Here is a 17,521-nt window from a genome sequence, read left to right as displayed (position 1 = left end):
GGCCTCGCGCCGGGCCCTGGCCGAGGACGCCTCCTGGAATGATTCGCAGCCTCTATGACTGGACACTCTCGCTCGCGCGCACGCCGCATGCGCTCTGGGCGCTGGCGGTGGTGTCCTTCCTGGAAAGCTCCGTCTTCCCCATCCCGCCCGACGTGCTGATGATTCCCATGATCATCGCCCGGCCCTCGCGCGCCTTCGTCATCGCGGGGGTGGCCATGGTGACGTCGGTGCTGGGGGGCGTGGCGGGGTATTTCATCGGCTACGGCATGTTCGAGACGCTGGGCCGGCCGGTGCTGGAGTTCTACGGCAAGGCGGCCTATTTCGAGGAATTCTCCAGCCATTACAACGAATGGGGCGCCTGGGCGGTGCTTATCGCCGGGGTGACGCCCTTCCCCTACAAGGTCATCACCATCCTCTCGGGCGCCACGGCGCTGTCGCTGCCGGTGTTCATCGTGGCGAGCATCGCCGCAAGGGGGCTGCGCTTCTTCCTGGTGGCGGCGCTGCTGTGGAAGTTCGGCCCACCCATCCAGCAATTCATCGAGAAGCGGCTGGGGCTGATGTTCACGCTGTTCGTGGTGCTGTTGGTGGGCGGGTTCGTGGCGCTGCGGTTCCTGTAGCGCCAGCCGCTAACCCCTCCCCCGCACCAGGCTCAAAGTGCTGGACGCCAGCGCGAATCCCACCCCGCACAGGAAGCCCAGCCACGGCCCCGCCAGGGTGAAGCAGGCGGCGGCGGTGACGGCGCCGGTGCTCTGCCCCAGCACCCGCGCCGTGGCCTGCATGCCGCCCGCGCTGCCTGCCCGCGCGCGGGGTGCCGCCGAGAGCATGGCGCGGTTGTTGGGTGACTGGAACCCGGCGAAGCCAATCCCGGCCAGCAGCAGCGCCCCGCACACGGCCCAGACCATGGTCGGCGGCACCACCGCCAGGATGACCAGCGCCGTCGCGAGAAACACGCCGCCCAGCACGCAGGTCAGCGGCGAATTGGCCTGGTCCGCCCAGCGCCCCGCGATGGGGCCGAGCAACCCCACCGCCAGCGGATAGGGCGTGATGATCAGCCCGATCTGCACCGGGCTGAACCCCGCCGCCGAAAGGTGGAAGGGCAGGCTGATGACCAGCAGCATATGCGCCGCGAACATCAGCACCGAGGCCGAGACGGCGAAGCGCACCACCCGGATCCGCAGCAGGTCGAGCGGCAGCAGCGGCACGGGCCGCGCCATTTCCAGCCGCACCAGCGCCGCGGCGCAGAGCATGCCTCCCAGCAGCGCCGGCACCGCCACCCAGGGCGCGTGTAGCAGCAAATCCATCCCCAGGAACACCAGGCCGAAGGCGGCCACGTTCAGCCCCGCCGCCGTGATGTCGAAGGGCCGCCGGCGCCCCGGCACGCGGGGCACGAATTTCAGGCCGAGGATCAGCGCGGCCACGCCCAGCGGCACATGCGCGATGAAGACGGCGGGCCAGGGCGCCACGGCCAGCACGGCCGCGCCCAGGCTTGGCCCCGCCGCCGAGGCCAACCCCACCGTCATGGAATTCACCCCGATGGCGCGGCCGAGTTGCGCCGCCGGATAGGTGTGGCGCACCAGCCCCGCCGTCAGGCTCATCACCGCCGCACTGCCCAGGCCCTGGACCATGCGCGCGGCCAGCAGCGCCTCGAAGCTGGGCGCGACCGAACACACCATGGCCGCCAGCGAGAACACCAGCAGCCCCCAGGCCCAGACCCGGCGGAAACCGAAGATTTCCCCCAGCGCCGCCATGGGGATGAGGGTGCCCACCACGGTGATCTGGTAGGCGTTGACGATCCAGACCGCCTCGGCCGGCGTCAGGCCGAGATCGGCCGCGGCGGAAGGCAGGGCGATGTTGAGCATCGCCGCGTCCAGCACGGTGACGGTGATGCCGGCGGCGATACAGGCCGAGGCCAGCCCCCGCCGTCCGGGGGGCAGGCCATCGGCGTCGGAGCCACTCACGCCGCGATTTGACGCTTCTCCGCCTGCGGGAGGGTGACACCCACCAGGCAATCGCGCGTGACGATGGCGGCGAGCTGCTCCTCGCTCCAGCCTTCGGTCCCGGCGGGGCGGGTGGGCAGCACCATCCAGCGGTAGTCGGCCGTGCTGTCCACCACGCGCACCTGCACGCCCGCCGGCAGCACCGTGCCGAATTCGGCCAGCACGGCACGCGGCTCACGCACCGCCCGCGCGCGATAGGCGGCGGATTTGTACCAGTGCGGCGGGTAGCCGATGACCGCGCGCGGATAGCAGGAGCACAGCGTGCACACGACAAGGTGATGCAGCCTGTCCGTATCTTCCAGCACGCCCAGCGGGGGGGCGCCCTTCATGCCCACGCCGAAGGCCTCGGCGGCGGCGGTGCCGTCGCGCAGCATCAGCGCGCGGAATTCGGGGTCCAGCCAGGCGCGGGCCACCATGCGGGCGCCCGTTTCGGGCTGGGCGCGCTCGGCCTGGGTCTGGCAGCGGACGATGTCCTCCTCCACCAGCACGCCCCGGCGCTTCAGCGCGGCGACGAGCTTGTCCAGGAGTTCGACGCTCTCGGGCAGCGGGGTTCCGGCCATGTCAGGCTTCCTCCAGCCAATGTTCGAAGATCTCGATCAGCACGGTGTCGCCGGCCTCGCCCTCGCCCCAGACGGGCGGTTGCGCGAACTCGACATGGTAGAGGATGCGCGGCGTGCCCGGGCGGCCGAAGGCCAGGTCCTCGGGGTTGGGGAAGCGGCCCAGCGCGCGCGTCACCACGCCCTCGCGCCCGCGCACATAGTGCGGCGTGCGCAGGTGCATGGGGGCGATGCGCTCGGGCCGGCCGGGCTTCACCCGCACCCGCGCGCCGGGGGCGAAGCGGGCCTCGGCCACGTCCTGCACACCGTGGCTCACTTGATGTCCTCCCAGGTGATGACACCCTTGCGGACCATCACGGCCGTTACCGAGCGCAGCCATTTCTCGTAATAGGTCAGGCCGAAATATTCGGTTTCATGCAGCGCCTCGATGTTGAAGCGCATCTCGTCCACGGTGAACAACCCCTTCTCCCGCAGGACCGAACGCACGGCGTCCACCCGCTTGTCGAAGGCGCTGGGCGGCGCGTCGTCATCCGGCTCGACGGGGGTGCAGCGGAAGCGCGGGTTTCCGCCGAGGTCGTGGGTCGCGGGGCGATCGGGGTCGGGGCTGTCCATGAAGGGATGCTAGCCATGGCTGGGCCGCCGCCGCAATGGTCCGGACGGGTTGTCGCGCGCCCCATACGGGACAACCGGACAAGACAAGATGCCGCTCTTGCCTTATCCCTGCGCCGGAACATCTACAGGCGGCCCCAGGAAATTCCCATGGAAGTGATCCTCGACCCCCAGAACCCGTCCCAGCGCCCCGACCCCGTGTCGGATGGCGACCAGAAGACCTTCATGCAGGACGTCATCAACGCCTCGCGCGAGGTGCCGGTCCTGGTGGATTTCTGGGCGACCTGGTGCGGGCCCTGCAAGACGCTGACGCCGACGCTGGAGAAGGTGGTGCGCGCGGCCGGCGGGCGGGTGAAGCTGGTCAAGATCGACATCGACAAGAACACGGCCCTCGTCCAGCAGCTCGCCCAGCTCGGCCTGCCGCTGCAATCGGTGCCGACGGTCGCCGCCTTCTACAAGGGGCAGATCGCGGACCTCTTCCAGGGCGCCCTGCCCGAGGGCGAGGTGAAGAAGTTCATCGAGAACCTGCTCAAGCTCGCCGGCGGGCAGATGCCCGCCACCGAGATTCTGGCGGAAGCCAAGGCCCTGCTGGAAGCCGGCGACGCCCAGGGCGCGCTCGAACTCTTCGCGGGCCTCGCCCAGCAGGAACCCGAGAATGCCGAGGCCCTGGCCGGCCTCGCCCGCTGCCTCATCGCGCTGGAGGAGGAGGAGCAGGCCCAGCAGATGCTCGACAGCCTCTCCGACAAGCTGAAGGCCCACCCCGAGATCTCGTCCGTGCGCGCCGCCATGGAACTGGCGGCCCAGGGCCGCGCGGCCGCGGGCATGCTCGGCCAGTATGAGCAGCGCATCGCCGCCGACCCCGATGACCATGAGGCGCGCATCGAGCTCGCCGTGGCGCTGGCCGGCATGAACAAGCGGCAGGAGGCGGCCGACGCGCTGCTGGAGGCCATCCGCCGCGACCGCGCCTGGAACGAGGAGGCCGCGCGCAAGCAGCTTCTCAAGTTCTTCGAGGCCTGGGGCTTCGACGACCCCGCCACCATGAAGGCCCGGCGCGGCCTCTCGACCATCCTGTTCCGCTGAGCATGGACCCTTTCCAGCCCGCGCCGGAGCAGCTTCCCGCCGAGATCGCGATCTTCCCGCTGTCCGGCGCGCTGCTGCTGCCGGGCGGGCGGCTGCCGCTCAACATCTTCGAGCCGCGGTATCTCGCCATGACGCTGGACAGCCTGGCGCATGGCCGGCTGTTCGGCATGATCCAGGGCGACCCGTCCAAGCCGCGCGGCGAGCGCGGCAGCGTCCCCTATGGGGTGGGCTGCCTCGGCCGCGTCTCCTCCTTCTCGGAGACGGAGGATGGGCGGCTGCTGGTGACGCTGACCGGCGTGCTGCGCTTCCGCGTGGCCGAGGAAATCGAGATGCGGCGCGGCTATCGCCGCGTGCGGGCGGATTACGACGCCTATCTGGCCGACCTCGACCCGCCCGTGGACCCGGTGCCCCATGCGGAGATCCTGGACGCGCTGCGCCCCTATTTCGCGGCCAAGGGCATCGAGGCCAACTGGTCCGCCATTGAGGAGATGTCGGGGCCCACGCTGGTGACCACGCTCGCCATGGTCTGCCCCTTCGCCATCCCGGAAAAGCAGGCGCTGCTGGAGGCTCCGACCCTGACCGAGCGCGTCTCCACCCTCGTCACCCTGCTGCGGATGGACGCCCATGATGGCGGCGACCTTCCGCCCGATGCGCGGCCCAGCTAGAACTTTCCCATGAACCAGACCCCCCCTCCCGCCGGCGGCGCCGTGGACCCGCAGCTCCTGGAAATCCTGGTCTGCCCGGTCACGAAGAAACCGCTGCGCTATGACCGCGACCGGGGCGAGCTGATCAGCGACGCCGCGGGCTTGGCCTATCCGGTGCGCGACGGCATTCCCATCATGCTGCCCGACCAGGCGCGCAAGCTGCCCTGATGACGGTAACGGAGCTGCGCTACCGCGCGGCGGACCGTGTGCTGCACATCGCCTTCGACGATGGCGCGCGCTTCGCGCTGAGCGCGGAATACCTGCGCGTGGAGAGCCCCTCGGCCGAGGTGCAGGGCCATTCGCCCGAGCAGAAGCGCCTCATCGCCGGGCGGCGCCATGTGGGCATCATGAAGATCGAGCCGGTGGGGCATTACGCCGTGCGGCTGCATTTCGACGATTTGCACGACAGCGGCATCTACTCCTGGGCCTGGCTGCGGAAGCTGGGCGAGGAGGAAGGCACGCGCTGGGCGGCTTATGAGGTGGCGTTGGCGGAGAAGGGGCTGAGCCGGGACCCGCCGGGGCGCTAAGGCAGCCTTGCCCGCACATCGGGCAGACATGACCCCGCATTGGGGATTCGCCTCAAAAAGAGTCAGTTTCGCCTTGCGATGACGGTTTCCTGCGTGGTCCCCTCCCCGGGCACCTAGACCGGAGACCGACCATGGCCACCTCCCGCCGCGCCTTCCTCGCCAGCACCGGGCTTGCCGCCTTGTCCACCCCCGCGCTGTCCCAGGGCGCCGCCGCCCGCGCGCTGCGCTTCATCCCGCACGCCAATCTGGGCGCGGTGGATCCGGTGGCGACCTCGGGCTACATCGTCCGCAACTACGGCTTCATGGTCTATGACACGCTCTTCGCGGTGGACACCGACTTCAAGGTGCAGCCGCAGATGGTGGAAAGCCACGAGACCTCGGCCGATGGCCGGACCTGGCGCTTCCGCCTGCGCGAGGGACTGCGCTTCCACGACAACGAACCCGTCCGCGGGGTGGATGCCATCGCCTCCATCAAGCGCTGGGGCGCCCGCGACACCATGGGCCAGACGCTCATGACCGTGATGGACGAGATGCGCGCCACCTCGGACCGCGACTTCGAGATGCGCCTCAAGCAGCCCTTCCCGCTGATGCTGGACAGTCTGGGCAAGCTCTCCACCCAGGCGCTGTTCGTGGTGCCGGAGCGCGTGGGCAACTCCGACCCGCAGGTGCCCAACAACGAGACGGTGGGCTCCGGCCCCTTCCGCTTCCTGCGCAACGAGTGGGTGCCGGGCAGCCTGGCCGCCTTCGAGAAATTCGCGGGCTATGTGCCGCGCGCCGAGCCCTCCTCCGGGGCGGCCGGCGGCAAGCGCGTGCTGGTGGACCGGGTGGAGTGGCGCATCATCCCCGACGCCTCCACCTCCGCCAATGCGCTGCAGACGGGCGAGGTGGACTGGTATGAGCAGCCCAGCTTCGACCTGCTGCCGGTCATCTCGCGCAACCGCAACGTCCGCATCGAGATCACGGACCCGATGGGTTCGCTGATGATGATCCGCTTCAACCAGCTGCACCCGCCCTTCGACAACCCGGCCATCCGCCGCGCCGTGCTGATGGCGACGGACCAGCAGGCCTATCTCGACGCGGTGGTGGGCAACCCGCGATATTCGGCGCTGTGCCGCAGCATGTATGCCTGCGGCACGCCCATCGGCACGGACCAGGGCACGGGGGTGATGCCGGGCAACCTCGAACGCGGCCGCGCGGCGCTGCGCGAGGCCGGCTACAACAACGAGCCGGTGGTGATCCTGGCCGCCATGGACAACCCGGCCAACAGCCAGATGTCGCAGGTGACGGCCGACCTGCTGCGCCGCATGGGCATGAATGTGGAGCTGGTGGCGACCGACTGGTCCGCCCTGCTGGCCCGCCGCGCCAACCGCAACCCGCCGGACCGGGGCGGGTGGAGCATCTTCCACACCTCCTGGGTGGGGCTGGATGTCGCGGGTCCGGCGCTGCATCTGCCGCTGCGCGCCCATGGCGCCCCCGCCTGGGCCGGCTGGCCGACGGACCCCGAGATCGAAAGCCTGCGCACGCAATTCATCGCGGCCACCGACCCGGCGGAGGGCCAGCGCATCGCCATGGCGCTCCAGGCGCGGGCCTTCGAGAGCGTGCCCTTCGTGCCGCTGGGCACCATCATCCAGCCCACCGCCTTCCGCCGGAACGTGCAGGGCATCGTCAATGCGCCGGTGCCGTTCTTCTGGGGCGTCAGCAAGAGCTGAACGCAAAAGGGGCGGCGAGGCCTTCGCCCCGCCGCCCCCTTGAGCCGGTTGCCCGGCGCGTCAGCCGCGCTGGCCGCGCGTCGCGCGCTCGGCCTCGCTCAATGCCGTCGCGCGGTCCGGGGAGGCGCTGTAGATGATGCGCGCGTCCTCGCCCGAGCCCACGATGTGCGAGTAGATCGGCGCCTGGCTGCGGACGGGGCCGGTGTATTCGACGCGGGCGTCCTCACCGTTGCCGACCAGCCGAGCCTCGCCACCGCCCAGCACGTTGGCGCCCAGCACGTTGGAGCCCTGCGGCGCCTGATAGGTGGGCGTGCCGAAGTCGCGGGGGTAGGCGACGCTCTCCTGCGCCTGGGCGAAGGCGGGCGCCAGCAGAAGGGCGGCGCCGGCGGCGATGGTGCGGAAGTTGATGGTCATGGTGGTCTCCTGTCGGGGTGGCCCTTGGGCCGATGGGATCGACGATCCCGTTGCCGCCCAATGTGAGTGACCGGTCGGTATCTTTCAAGTCACGACCGTGAAGGATCATCATCACCATCGCCAATGGAGCATGGACGTCCACATGCTCATGGCGCCATGCGGTCAAGGGCATGCCCGAGGGCATGCCGGGCCGATGCCGCGCAGGCTGCGGGCATCGTCCGCGCGCAGGTGCCACCTGTCGGCGCCTGGAAGGCTCAACACGAAGGGCGGCGAGGCCTTCGCCCCGCCGCCCCCTGTTTCAGCGCCTTGCCTGGATCAGCCGCGCGTGCCGGGCAGGTAGCCCGCCTCGCTCAGCGCCTGGGCGCGGTCGGGCGTGGCGCTGTAGATGATGCGCGCATCCTCGCCCGTGCCGACCATATGCGCGAAGACCGGCTCCTGCGCCTGGGTGGGGCCGATATGGACCACCCGCTGGCTTTCGCCCGAGCCGACCAGACGGGCCTCGCCGCCACCCACCACGTTGCGGTTGTCCGAAGAATAGGCGGGGGTGCCGAACTGGGGCGACACCACCACGCTGTCCGCCGCCAGGGCGGGCGCGGCGAAGGCGGGGGCCAGCAGCAGGGCGGCGCCGGCGGCGAGGGTGCGGATATTCACGGTCATGACCAAACTCCTGTCGAAATGACGGCCCGGAGGCCGCGGGACCCTGTGGTCCCCTTGTCCAGGAAGCTGGGAATGCCGCGCCAAACCGCCAATTCGCGACGCGAACAGCCATCATAGCCCGTGTGAATGAAACTTTTACGTCACCTCCGTGACAGCTTCATGCGCGCAGGGGCAACCCCATGGCCTGCCGCGCGAAGGCGCGCTTCAGCGCGGGGATGCGGTCCACGGCCGCGATGCCCAGCCGCCGCGCCAGCCGCACCACGCCGATGTCGTTGCCGAACAGCTTCTCCAGCGCGTGGGTCGCGCCGATCATCATCAGCGCATCGGGCCGGCGCTCGGCCTGGTAGCGGCGGAGCAGGGCCGGGCTGCCCACATCCTCGCCGGCGGCATGGGCGTCGCCCACCAGGCGGGCCAGGGATTCCACGTCGCGGAAGCCGATGTTCAGCCCCTGCCCCGCGATGGGGTGCATGCCATGGGCGGAATCGCCGGCCAGCGCCATGCGTTCGGCCGTGTAGCGCAGCGCGTGCATGGCGGTCAGCGGATAGGACCAGCGGCGGCCGATGGGTTCGATCTCGCCCAGCCAGTCGCCCAGGCGGCGCTGGAGTTCGCGCTTGAAGCGGGCATCGTCCATGGCCAGCAGGCGCTGCGCGACACCGCGGCTTTCCGCCAGCACGAAGGCCGAGGCGTGCGGCAGGTGGCTGGTGCCGAACTCGTGCTGGTCGTTCAGCGGCAGTTGCGCGAAGGGGCCGGCCGGGAGGAACAGCTCCAGCGCGCGGTTATTGTGCGGCTTTTCATGGGCGAAGGCGCCCACCATGCCGATCTGCCCGTAGTCGTGCCGCGCGCTTCCGATGCCGGCCGAGGCGCGCAGCGGCGAATTGCGCCCCTCCGCCCCCACCACCAGCCGCGCGCGCAGGCGCCGCCCGTCGCGCAGGGTGAGGGTGGCGCCGTCCGCGTCGCGCGCCACCTCGGCCGTCATGGGCGCGAAGACCTGCACGCCCGGCAGCTCGGGCAGGCGGGCGTTGAGCGCGACCCTGAGCGCGCGCGCCTCCACCATCCAGCCGAAGGGGTCTTCGGCGACCTCGGCCGCCTCGAAGTCGAGGTCCAGCGAGGAGGGGCGTTCGCCGATGCGCCCATCGGCCACCTTGATGCCCTGGATGGGACAGGGGGTGGTGGGCAGGCGGTCCCAGATGCCCGCAGCCTCCAGCACCCGGCGCGAGGCCAGCGCGATGGCATAGGCCCGCCCGTCGAAACCCTGCAGTTCCATGGGCGGCAGGGGCGCGGCGTCCAGGATGGCGCAGGGCACGCCGCGGGCGGAGAGGGCGGCGGCCAGCGTGGCCCCCACGGGGCCGGCGCCCAGGATGGCGACTTCGGTTTCGAGCGTCTGGTTCATGAGCGACAGCTTAGTTGATTCCGTGAACGCGCAAGAGTCGGGCGTTCCGACGCCGTGGCATGGGGTCACTCTGCACGCAAAACAGGCAACCCCCGCGCAACCCCCCGATGAATCGTGCCCGAACCGAATGGCACGGGATTTGGATACCCGTAGGTTGACCGGCGGTGCGGCACCGCCGCGTATCGGGAGAGAGGCAGGCTGATGAAGCTCGTGATGGCGATCATCAAGCCCTTCAAGCTGGACGAGGTGCGCGACGCGCTCACCCCGCTCGGCGTGCAGGGGCTGACGGTGACAGAGGTGAAGGGTTTCGGGCGGCAGAAGGGCCAGACCGAGATCTACCGTGGCGCCGAATACCAGGTGAGCTTCCTGCCGAAGCTCAAGATCGAGGTCGCGGTGCCGGCCGAGATGGTGGACGCGGTGGTCGAGGCCATCTCCGCCGCCGCCCGCACCGGCAAGATCGGTGACGGCAAGATCTTCGTGCTGGATGTGGATCGCGCGCTCCGCATCCGCACCGGCGAAACCGACGCGGCGGCGCTGTGATGCGCGCGCCCAACCTTGGGAGAATTCCGAACATGAAGTCCTGGTTGCGCGGCGCGCTCATGGCCGCACCGCTGCTGGCGCTGTCTGGCGCGCCCGCCTTCGCGCAGGAGGCGACGGTGGACACGGGCGACACCGCCTGGATGCTCATCTCGACGGCCATCGTGCTGATGATGACCATCCCCGGCGTCGCGCTGTTCTATGCGGGCATGGTCCGCAAGAAGAACGTGCTGTCCACGCTGGCGCAGTCCTTCGTGGTGTGCGCGCTGGTCTCCGTCCTGTGGGTCGTGGCCGGCTACAGCATCGCCTTCGGCGAGGGCGGCGCCTATATCGGCGACCTGTCGCGCTTCATGCTGGCGGGCGTGGGCACCAACTGGAGCGCGCCCTTCACCCTGGGCAGCGGTGACAGCGCGGTGGCCACCACCATCCCCGAAAGCGTCTTCATCACCTTCCAGGGCACCTTCGCGGTGATCACGGCCGCCCTCATCACGGGCGCGCTGGCGGACCGCATCAAGTTCTCCGCCCTGCTGGTGTTCATCTCGCTCTGGACGCTGCTGGTCTATGCGCCGGTGGCGCATTGGGTGTGGCACCCGAACGGCTGGATCTTCGCCCTCGGCGCGCTCGACTTCGCGGGCGGCACGGTCGTTCACATCAACGCGGGCGTGGCCGGCCTGGTGGGCGCCATCGTGATCGGCAAGCGGCTGGGCTACGGCACGGACAACATGTCGCCGCACAACCTGGGCCTCGCCGTCGTGGGCGCCTCGCTGCTGTGGGTGGGCTGGTTCGGCTTCAACGCGGGCTCGGCCGTCGGTGCCGGCGGCCGTGCGGGCATGGCCATGCTGGTGACGCACCTCGCCGCCGCCGCCGCCACCCTCTCCTGGCTGCTGGCCGAGTGGATGTTCAAGGGCAAGCCGTCGGTGCTGGGCGCCATCTCGGGCGCCGTGGCGGGCCTCGTCGCCATCACCCCGGCGGCCGGCTTCGTGCTGCCGGACGGCGCGCTGATCATCGGCGTGGTGGGCGGCCTGTTCGGCTTCTGGGGTGCGACCGCGCTCAAGAAGGCGCTGGGCTACGATGACAGCCTGGACGCCTTCGGCGTTCACGGCGTCTGCGGCATCGTGGGCGCGCTGCTGACCGGCGTGCTGGCGTATGGCGCGCTGTCGGCCACCACGGCGGACCCGGCCGGCATCAGCGGCTCGATGGAGCAGCTGGTGAAGCAGTTCTACGCCGTGGCCGCGACCTTCGTCTTCACCGCGGTGGCTTCCTTCATCCTCTTCAAGATCGTGGACGTGATCGTGGGCCTGCGCGTCACCGAGGAAGAAGAGCGCGAGGGCCTCGACGTCACGCAGCACGGCGAACGCCTGGGCTGACGCCTGGGCATTGCCGGGAGGGCGATTCACCGCTTCGCGGATCGCACTCCAGATTGCCGGGAGGGCGATTCACCGCTTCGGCGATGCCGCCTTCGCGGATCGCACTCCAGCCAGTGATCAGGGGCGCGCCGGGGGAAACTCCGGCGCGCCCTTTCTTTTTCAAGCTTCCGCTTGACCCGGCGCGGCCGCCTTCCCTTCTATTGTTCCATGCGCGATCTGGCGGCGGTGCCGCGCGGCGATGAGGACAGCTGGTGGGCCGTGGTGGCCACGGTGGGCCGCGCGCATCGCGTCGCCGAGATCTACCGCTCCCGCGCCGCCGCCCTGGAAGACCGCGCCTGGCGGGCGCAGCAGGTGCGGGCCTATGAGGATTTCCTCCGCCGCTCCCAGCGGCCGGTGCCGCATTATTCCGTAACGCCCATCCGGCGTTCGGACCTGCCGCGGAAGTGGCGGCCGCTGCCCGCGCTGGGCTTTCTCCGGGGCGAGTTCATCTGAGGGGCTGGCATGCGCGGAAATCGCGCATGCCCTCCATTCCCGACCGGGCGGTTCACCCCTAATTTGCCACCATGGCCAAGCCCCGCGTCGCCCTCTTCGTTACCTGCCTGGTGGACCTGCACCGCCCCGCGGTCGGCTTCAGCGCGATCAAGCTGCTGGAGGAGGCCGGCTGCCAGGTGGAGGTGCCCGCGCTCCAGACCTGCTGCGGCCAGCCCGCCTTCAATTCCGGAGACCGGCGCACGACGCAGGACATCGCCCGCCAGGTGATCGACGCCTTCCTGCCCTATGACTTCACCGTGGCGCCGTCCGGCTCTTGCGCGGCCATGATCTCGCACCACTACCCGGGCCTGTTTGCCGCCGGCGACCCCGAGGGCCGCGCCCGCGCCGAGCGTCTGGCGGCCAAGACGCATGAGCTGGTGTCCTTCCTGACCGATGTGCTGGGCGTGACGGGGGTGGCGGCGCGCTATGACGGCCGCGCCACCTATCACGACAGCTGCTCGGGCCTGCGGGAGCTGGGGGTGAAGGCGCAGCCCCGCGCCCTGCTGGGCAGCGTGGCGGGCCTGACGCTGACCGAGATGCGCGAGCCCGAGATCTGCTGCGGCTTCGGCGGCACCTTCTGCGTGAAATACCCCGAGATCTCGACGCGCATGGTCAGCGACAAGACCGCCGACATCGCGGCCACCGGCGCCGACACCCTGCTGGCGGGCGACATGGGCTGCCTGCTGAACATGGCCGGGCGCCTGAAGCGCGAGGGCAGCCCCGTGCGCGTGCGCCACGTGGCCGAGGTGCTGGCCGACATGACGCATGAGGCGCCGCCCATCGGAGACGCGTCATGACGGCCCTGCTGGACGAGGTCCGCACCCACGGCTTCGCGCGGCTGCGGCCGGAGGAGAGCCTCGCCCGCCTGCGTCTGCCCGCCCCCCTGCTGGCCGATTTCGCGGCGAGCTGGCAGCGGCTGGAAACCGACGCCTTCATGGCCGATGGCGGGCGCTACCGCCGCCGCCGCCTCGCCAATTTCCTGGCCCTGCCCGGCCGGCCCGACCATGTGCGCGGCCTGCACCGGCCGCATTTCCAGGCGGTGGTCCACAACACGCTGAATGGCGGCGTGGACCGGTGGTTCGCCCCGGTGGAGGACGCCACCATCGCCCACCCCGCCTGCCAGGGCCTGCTGGCCCTGGGCCGCGAGGTGGCGGACAACCTGCACCCCGACACGCCCTGGTTCGTGGAAATGCACCAGTTCCGCATCGAGGCCGCCGCCGGCACCCCCGGCCTGCCCACGCCCGAGGGCGTGCACCATGACGGCGTGGACGTCGTGCTGATCGCCATGCTGGCCCGCCGCAACCTGCGCGGCGGCGAAACCCGCGTGACGGACCCGGAGGGTGCCGAACTGGCGCGCTTCACCCTGGACGGGCTGCTGGACCTGGCCGTGATGGATGACCGGCGGGTGATGCACGGCGTGACGCCGGTGGAACCCGCCGACCCCGCCCTGCCCTCCAGCCGGGACGTGCTGGTGCTGACCTGGCGGAAAGCCTGAGCGTCACCGCAAAACGACCAACCCATCCACCGCCCTGACCCCCTGCCCCTCCGGCAGGACGAAGAGCGGGTTGATCTCCGCCTCCACCAGCCTTTCGCCGGCCGCGCCCACCATGGCGGCGAAACCCATGATGGCGTCGAGCAGGGCCGGAACATCGGCGGGGGGGGCGCCCCGGAAGCCGCGCAGCAGGCGTGCGGATTTCAGTTCCTCCAGCATCGCCTGGGCATCGGCGCGGGTCAGGGGCAGCAGGCGCAGCGCCGTGTCCTCCCACAGCTCCGCCGCCACGCCGCCCGCGCCCAGCAGCAGCACGGGGCCCAGCTGCGGGTCGCGGTGGAAGCCCAGGATCATCTCGACCCCACCGCGCAGGCGTTCCTGCACCAAAAAACCCTCGGGCGCGGGGGCGCCGGCGGCCGCGACCCGCGCCAGCATCTCGGCGCAGGCGGCGGGAATTTCAGCGGGCGTCAGGCCCAGCTTCACCCCGCCCAGCTCGCTCTTGTGGGCGATGGCGCGGGAGAGGATCTTCAGCACCACCTCGCCGCCCATCGCCTCCGCGGCGGCTTGCGCGGCGGCGGCGTCGGGCGCCACCGCCTCACGCGTCACGGGCAGGCCGAAACGGGCGAACAGCGCCTTGCTCTCGGCCTCGTTCAAATTGCCGGCGGGCAGCCCGGCCAGGGCCGAGGCATCCACCACCACGCCCTCCGCCACCGCCGGCAGCACCGGCGCGCGCAGCGCCCGCAGCACGGTGGGGCAGCTCTCCGGCGTGGCGAAGGCCGCGATGCCCTTGCCGTTCAGCAGCCGCACCAGGTGCGGCGCGTGCGGGCTGACATAGGCCAGGATGGGCTTCGCGCTCGTCGCCTGGCACGCGACGATGGCGCCCGCCACGATGTCCGGCGCCGCCAGCGCGGAGGAGCCGATCACCACCGCCACCGCGTCATAGAGCGGGCTGTCCAGCAGCGCCGTGATGGCGCCGCGGAACAGATCGGGGCGCAGCCCGGCGAGCGTCACATCCACCGGGTTGCGGCCGATGGTGGCTTGGTCCTCGTCCAGCAGGGTGGCCAGGCGCTGGGTGGTCTCGGCATCGGGCGGCGGCACCTCGATGCCCGCCAGCCCGCAATTGTCGGCCAGCAGCGTGCCCGCCCCGCCCGTGGAGGTCAGGATGGCCACGCGGTTCCCCGCCGCCCGCCGCCCATGGGCAAGGGCGGCCGGAATATCCAGCAGGTCGTTGAAGCTCTCCGCGCGGATCACGCCCGATTGGCGGAACAACGCGTCATAGACGCGATCAGCTCCCGCCAGCGCCCCGGTGTGCGAGGTCGCCGCCCGCGCCCCGGATTCCGAACGCCCCACCTTGTAGACCACGATGGGCTTGCCGAGTTCGGCGGCGCGGCGGGCGGCGGCGCGGAAGGCCTCCGGCCGGCGCAGCCCCTCCATGTAGACCGCGATGACGCGCGTGGCCTCGTCCTCGACCAGCTCCGCGATGAGGTCGCTGCTGTCCAGGTCCGCCTCATTGCCGGTGGAAACGAGCTTGGCGAAGCCGATGCCGCGATCCGCCGCGCGGGAGAGCAGCGCGCCCAAGATGCCGCCCGACTGCGACGCGACGGAAATGGCGCCCGCCGGCAGGTCGCCCACCTCCAGCGCCCCGGTGGCCGAGAGCATGATGCCATCGGTCAGGTTCACCAGCCCGATGGTGTTGGGCCCCAGCAGCCGCATAGGGCCGGCCGCGCGCTTCAGCGCCTCCTGCCGCGCCGCGCCCTCCGCATTGGCCTCGCCATAGCCGCTGGCCAGCACGATGGCGGCGCCGCAGCCCCGCGCGGCGAGGTCGCGCACCGCCGCCTCGGCGCGCTCGGGGCCGAGCAGCACGATGGCGGCGTCCGGCGCGCCGGGCAGGGAGGCCACATCGGGGAAGCAGGGCAGGCCCGCGATGGTCTCGGCGCGCGGGTTCACGGGCCAGATGTCGCCCGGGAAGCCGTGGCGCTGCAGGTAGCCCACGGGCCGGCCGGTCATCTTGGACGCATCGGCCGAGGCGCCGATGACGGCCACGCTGCGCGGCCGCAGCAGCCGGGCAAGTGCACTCATCGCTTGGACTTCGCGAGGAATTCCGCCACCGAGGCGCGGTGCTCGCCGGTCGTGTAGCACATGGCCTGGGCCTTGGAGCCTTCGGCCAGCACATCCTCGAAGCTCATCTCCAGCGAGCGGTCCATGACCGACTTCGCCAGGGCCAGCGCGGCCAGCGACCCGCCGGAGAGTTCGCGCGCCCAGGCTTCCGCGCCCGCCATCAGCGCGTCATCGGGCACCACGCGCTCGATCATGCCCATGGAGAGCGCCTCGGCCGCGCCGACACGGCGGCCGCTGAACACCAGCTCCTTCGCGCGGGCCAGGCCCACCCGGCGGGGCAGGAAATACATGCCGCCGCCATCGGGGATCAGCCCGCGGGCGATGAAGCTCATGGTGAAATGGGCGCTCTCGGCGGCCATGATGAAGTCGCAGCACAGGGCCACGTCGCAGCCCAGCCCTGCCGCCGCGCCGTTCACCGCCGCGATGGTGGGCTTGGGAAAGTTGTGCAGCAAAGCGACGGCGCGGTGGGTGCGGCCCTGGCGGCGCCAGCCGTTGAAGGCCACCTCCTCGGGCGGGGCCGACAGGCGCTGCTGCATGCCGCGCACATCGCCGCCCGCGCAGAAGGCGCTGCCCGTGCCGGTGACGACCAGGGCGCGCACGGCAGGGTCCACCGCCGCCGCCTCCAGCGCCTCGATCATCAGGGCGCGCGTCGCGTCATCAATGGCGTTGCGGCGCGCGGGACGGTTGAGGCGCAGCGTGGCCACGCCCTCGGTGGTGGTGAGAAGGATGGCGCTGTCTTCGGTCATGCTCGGTGTTCCTTATTCGACGCGCAGGCGCGCGCGCTCCACCACCTGCGTCCAGCGCGTGCGGTCTTGCGCCAGGAAGCGCGTCAGGTCGGCGGGCTGGGCGCTGGGGGCGATCTCGTCCACGCCGCTCTCCACCAGGCGGCGGCGGACCTCGGGCTCGGCCAGCACGGCATTCAGCGCGGCGTGCAGCGTGGCGATGCGGTCGGGCGGCGTGCCGGCCGTGGTCAGGATGGCATACCAGGTGGCGGAATCGAGGTCCGGAAAGCCCTGCTCCACGCTGGTGGACAGGTCCGGCAGGGCGGCGCTGCGCGTGCGGCCCGCGATGGCCAGCGGCCGCAACTGCCCCGCCGCGATGGGCGGCAGCAGCGGCGCCGAGGCATTGGTCAGGATGTCGATGCGCCCCGCGATGGCGTCCGCCATGGAGGGGCCGGTGCCGCGGTAATGGATGGCGTCCAGCTCCACCCCCAGCACCACGCCGATCATGGCGCCCAGCGCATGGCCGGTGGTGCCCACGCCCGGCGTGCCGAAGCGCAGCGGCGTGCGCGCAGCGCGGGCCACGCGCTGCAGGTCGGCCAGGTTGCGCGCCTCGACCGAGGGATGGACGGTGATGACGTTGGGCGCGGCGCCGATATAGCCCACCGGCGCGAAGTCCCGCACCGGGTCATAGGGCAGGCGCGGCTGCACCAGCGAGGAGATGAGGAAGCTGCCGCTGCCGGCCAGCAGCAGGGTGTGGCCATCGGCCGGCGCCTTGGCCACCAGGTCATTGCCGATCAGCCCGCCCGCGCCGCCACGGTTCTCCACCACGATGGGCTTGCCCAGCCGCGCCGACATGCCCTCGGCGATGAGGCGGCCCACGATGTCGTTGCTGCCACCGGGGGTGAAGGGAATGACCAGGCGGAGCGCGCGGTCGGGGAAGGCGGGCTGCGCGCTGGCCAGGGCGGGCAGGCCAAGGCCCAGCGCGGGGGCGAGCCGCAGGGCGGTGCGTCGGTTCATTCTCGGTGTTCCTCCATCGCACCGGTCGTGGCCGGCACCTGCCATTCAAAGCACCATCGGGCGCGGCGCGGGAAGCCGCAGAGTTTCGCACCCTGC

21 protein-coding genes are annotated in these 17,521 nt (G+C 71.1%); 11 read left to right on the top strand and 10 right to left on the bottom strand.

What is annotated here, in order from left to right; genetic code table 11:
* Positions 1-38: 38 nt before the first annotated feature.
* On the top strand, positions 39-617 hold the full coding sequence (locus GGQ83_RS04835; RefSeq protein ID WP_184382452.1) for a YqaA family protein: 579 nt from the start codon (positions 39-41) through the stop codon (positions 615-617).
* Positions 618-626: 9 nt separating this feature from the next.
* Here the strand turns inward: GGQ83_RS04835 and GGQ83_RS04830 are convergent, their stop codons facing one another.
* The 4 genes from GGQ83_RS04830 to GGQ83_RS04815 are packed head-to-tail and all read right to left on the bottom strand — an operon-like array spanning position 627 to position 3,166.
* Positions 627-1,958, bottom strand: a complete 1,332-nt coding sequence (locus tag GGQ83_RS04830) for an MFS transporter (RefSeq protein ID WP_184382451.1) — start codon at positions 1,956-1,958, stop codon at positions 627-629.
* Positions 1,955-2,557 (bottom strand): nitrile hydratase subunit alpha, encoded by a 603-nt coding sequence (locus GGQ83_RS04825; RefSeq protein WP_184382449.1) that lies wholly within the window; start codon positions 2,555-2,557, stop codon positions 1,955-1,957. Before GGQ83_RS04825 ends, GGQ83_RS04830 begins: the two co-directional genes overlap by 4 nt.
* Position 2,558: 1 nt before the next feature.
* A complete protein-coding gene (locus GGQ83_RS04820; RefSeq protein ID WP_311727238.1) occupies positions 2,559-2,870 on the bottom strand; it encodes an SH3-like domain-containing protein in 312 nt (103 codons plus the stop codon).
* The gene (locus GGQ83_RS04815; RefSeq protein ID WP_184382446.1) at positions 2,867-3,166 is read right to left on the bottom strand and encodes an SH3-like domain-containing protein; all 300 of its coding nucleotides are present in this window, start codon (positions 3,164-3,166) and stop codon (positions 2,867-2,869) included. Before GGQ83_RS04815 ends, GGQ83_RS04820 begins: the two co-directional genes overlap by 4 nt.
* Before the next feature lie 147 nt (positions 3,167-3,313).
* Here GGQ83_RS04815 and GGQ83_RS04810 point away from each other — a divergent pair, with 147 nt between their 5' ends.
* The 5 genes from GGQ83_RS04810 (at position 3,314) to GGQ83_RS04790 (ending at position 7,183) form a co-directional block, all read left to right on the top strand.
* A complete protein-coding gene (locus GGQ83_RS04810) occupies positions 3,314-4,243 on the top strand; it encodes a thioredoxin family protein (protein ID WP_184382444.1) in 930 nt (309 codons plus the stop codon).
* Positions 4,244-4,245: 2 nt separating this feature from the next.
* Entirely contained in the window at positions 4,246-4,908 is a 663-nt protein-coding gene (locus tag GGQ83_RS04805; RefSeq protein ID WP_184382442.1) for an LON peptidase substrate-binding domain-containing protein, read from the top strand.
* A gap of 9 nt (positions 4,909-4,917) precedes the next feature.
* Entirely contained in the window at positions 4,918-5,115 is a 198-nt protein-coding gene (locus GGQ83_RS04800; protein ID WP_184382440.1) for a Trm112 family protein, read from the top strand.
* Positions 5,115-5,474, top strand: a complete 360-nt coding sequence (locus GGQ83_RS04795) for a gamma-butyrobetaine hydroxylase-like domain-containing protein (protein ID WP_184382438.1) — start codon at positions 5,115-5,117, stop codon at positions 5,472-5,474. The genes GGQ83_RS04800 and GGQ83_RS04795 overlap by 1 nt, the downstream gene beginning before the upstream one ends.
* Positions 5,475-5,605: 131 nt before the next feature.
* The gene (locus GGQ83_RS04790) at positions 5,606-7,183 is read left to right on the top strand and encodes an ABC transporter substrate-binding protein (RefSeq protein WP_184382437.1); all 1,578 of its coding nucleotides are present in this window, start codon (positions 5,606-5,608) and stop codon (positions 7,181-7,183) included.
* A gap of 60 nt (positions 7,184-7,243) precedes the next feature.
* Here the strand turns inward: GGQ83_RS04790 and GGQ83_RS04785 are convergent, their stop codons facing one another.
* The 3 genes from GGQ83_RS04785 to GGQ83_RS04775 form a co-directional block, all read right to left on the bottom strand.
* Positions 7,244-7,597, bottom strand: a complete 354-nt coding sequence (locus tag GGQ83_RS04785) for a hypothetical protein (RefSeq protein WP_184382435.1) — start codon at positions 7,595-7,597, stop codon at positions 7,244-7,246.
* A gap of 315 nt (positions 7,598-7,912) precedes the next feature.
* Positions 7,913-8,254: a hypothetical protein gene (locus tag GGQ83_RS04780; protein WP_184382434.1), complete on the bottom strand. Its 342-nt coding sequence runs from the start codon at positions 8,252-8,254 to the stop codon at positions 7,913-7,915.
* A gap of 157 nt (positions 8,255-8,411) precedes the next feature.
* Positions 8,412-9,644, bottom strand: coding sequence for a UbiH/UbiF/VisC/COQ6 family ubiquinone biosynthesis hydroxylase (locus GGQ83_RS04775; RefSeq protein WP_184382433.1), 1,233 nt, complete (start codon positions 9,642-9,644; stop codon positions 8,412-8,414).
* 201 nt (positions 9,645-9,845) lie between these two features.
* Between GGQ83_RS04775 and GGQ83_RS04770 the strand changes: the two genes are divergently transcribed.
* From GGQ83_RS04770 to GGQ83_RS04750, 5 genes are all read left to right on the top strand, one after another.
* Positions 9,846-10,184 (top strand): P-II family nitrogen regulator, encoded by a 339-nt coding sequence (locus GGQ83_RS04770; RefSeq protein ID WP_184382431.1) that lies wholly within the window; start codon positions 9,846-9,848, stop codon positions 10,182-10,184.
* Between the two features lie 32 nt (positions 10,185-10,216).
* On the top strand, positions 10,217-11,548 hold the full coding sequence (locus GGQ83_RS04765; RefSeq protein ID WP_184382430.1) for an ammonium transporter: 1,332 nt from the start codon (positions 10,217-10,219) through the stop codon (positions 11,546-11,548).
* A 207-nt stretch (positions 11,549-11,755) separates the two neighbouring features.
* Positions 11,756-12,040, top strand: a complete 285-nt coding sequence (locus tag GGQ83_RS04760; protein WP_184382429.1) for a hypothetical protein — start codon at positions 11,756-11,758, stop codon at positions 12,038-12,040.
* Positions 12,041-12,111: 71 nt separating this feature from the next.
* A complete protein-coding gene (locus GGQ83_RS04755; RefSeq protein WP_184382428.1) occupies positions 12,112-12,876 on the top strand; it encodes a (Fe-S)-binding protein in 765 nt (254 codons plus the stop codon).
* Positions 12,873-13,574, top strand: coding sequence for a 2OG-Fe dioxygenase family protein (locus tag GGQ83_RS04750; protein WP_184382427.1), 702 nt, complete (start codon positions 12,873-12,875; stop codon positions 13,572-13,574). Before GGQ83_RS04755 ends, GGQ83_RS04750 begins: the two co-directional genes overlap by 4 nt.
* Positions 13,575-13,577: 3 nt before the next feature.
* Here the strand turns inward: GGQ83_RS04750 and GGQ83_RS04745 are convergent, their stop codons facing one another.
* From GGQ83_RS04745 to GGQ83_RS04735, 3 genes are read right to left on the bottom strand one after another with little or no spacing between them, the layout of a single operon-like run.
* Positions 13,578-15,647 carry an acetate--CoA ligase family protein gene (locus GGQ83_RS04745; RefSeq protein ID WP_184382426.1) on the bottom strand — a complete coding sequence of 690 codons (2,070 nt, stop codon included), beginning with the start codon at positions 15,645-15,647 and terminating at the stop codon, positions 13,578-13,580.
* Complete coding sequence (locus GGQ83_RS04740; protein ID WP_184382425.1) at positions 15,644-16,432, bottom strand: enoyl-CoA hydratase/isomerase family protein; 789 nt, start codon at positions 16,430-16,432, stop codon at positions 15,644-15,646. Before GGQ83_RS04740 ends, GGQ83_RS04745 begins: the two co-directional genes overlap by 4 nt.
* A 12-nt stretch (positions 16,433-16,444) precedes the next feature.
* Positions 16,445-17,425 (bottom strand): Bug family tripartite tricarboxylate transporter substrate binding protein, encoded by a 981-nt coding sequence (locus GGQ83_RS04735; RefSeq protein ID WP_184382424.1) that lies wholly within the window; start codon positions 17,423-17,425, stop codon positions 16,445-16,447.
* Positions 17,426-17,521 lie beyond the last annotated feature (96 nt).

Origin of the sequence: Roseococcus suduntuyensis (assembly GCF_014196305.1) — a bacterium.
Taxonomy (GTDB): Bacteria; Pseudomonadota; Alphaproteobacteria; order Acetobacterales; family Acetobacteraceae; genus Roseococcus; species Roseococcus suduntuyensis.
Note: the sequence above shows the minus strand (reverse complement) of the source record. Positions and strands in the feature narration are given on the sequence as shown.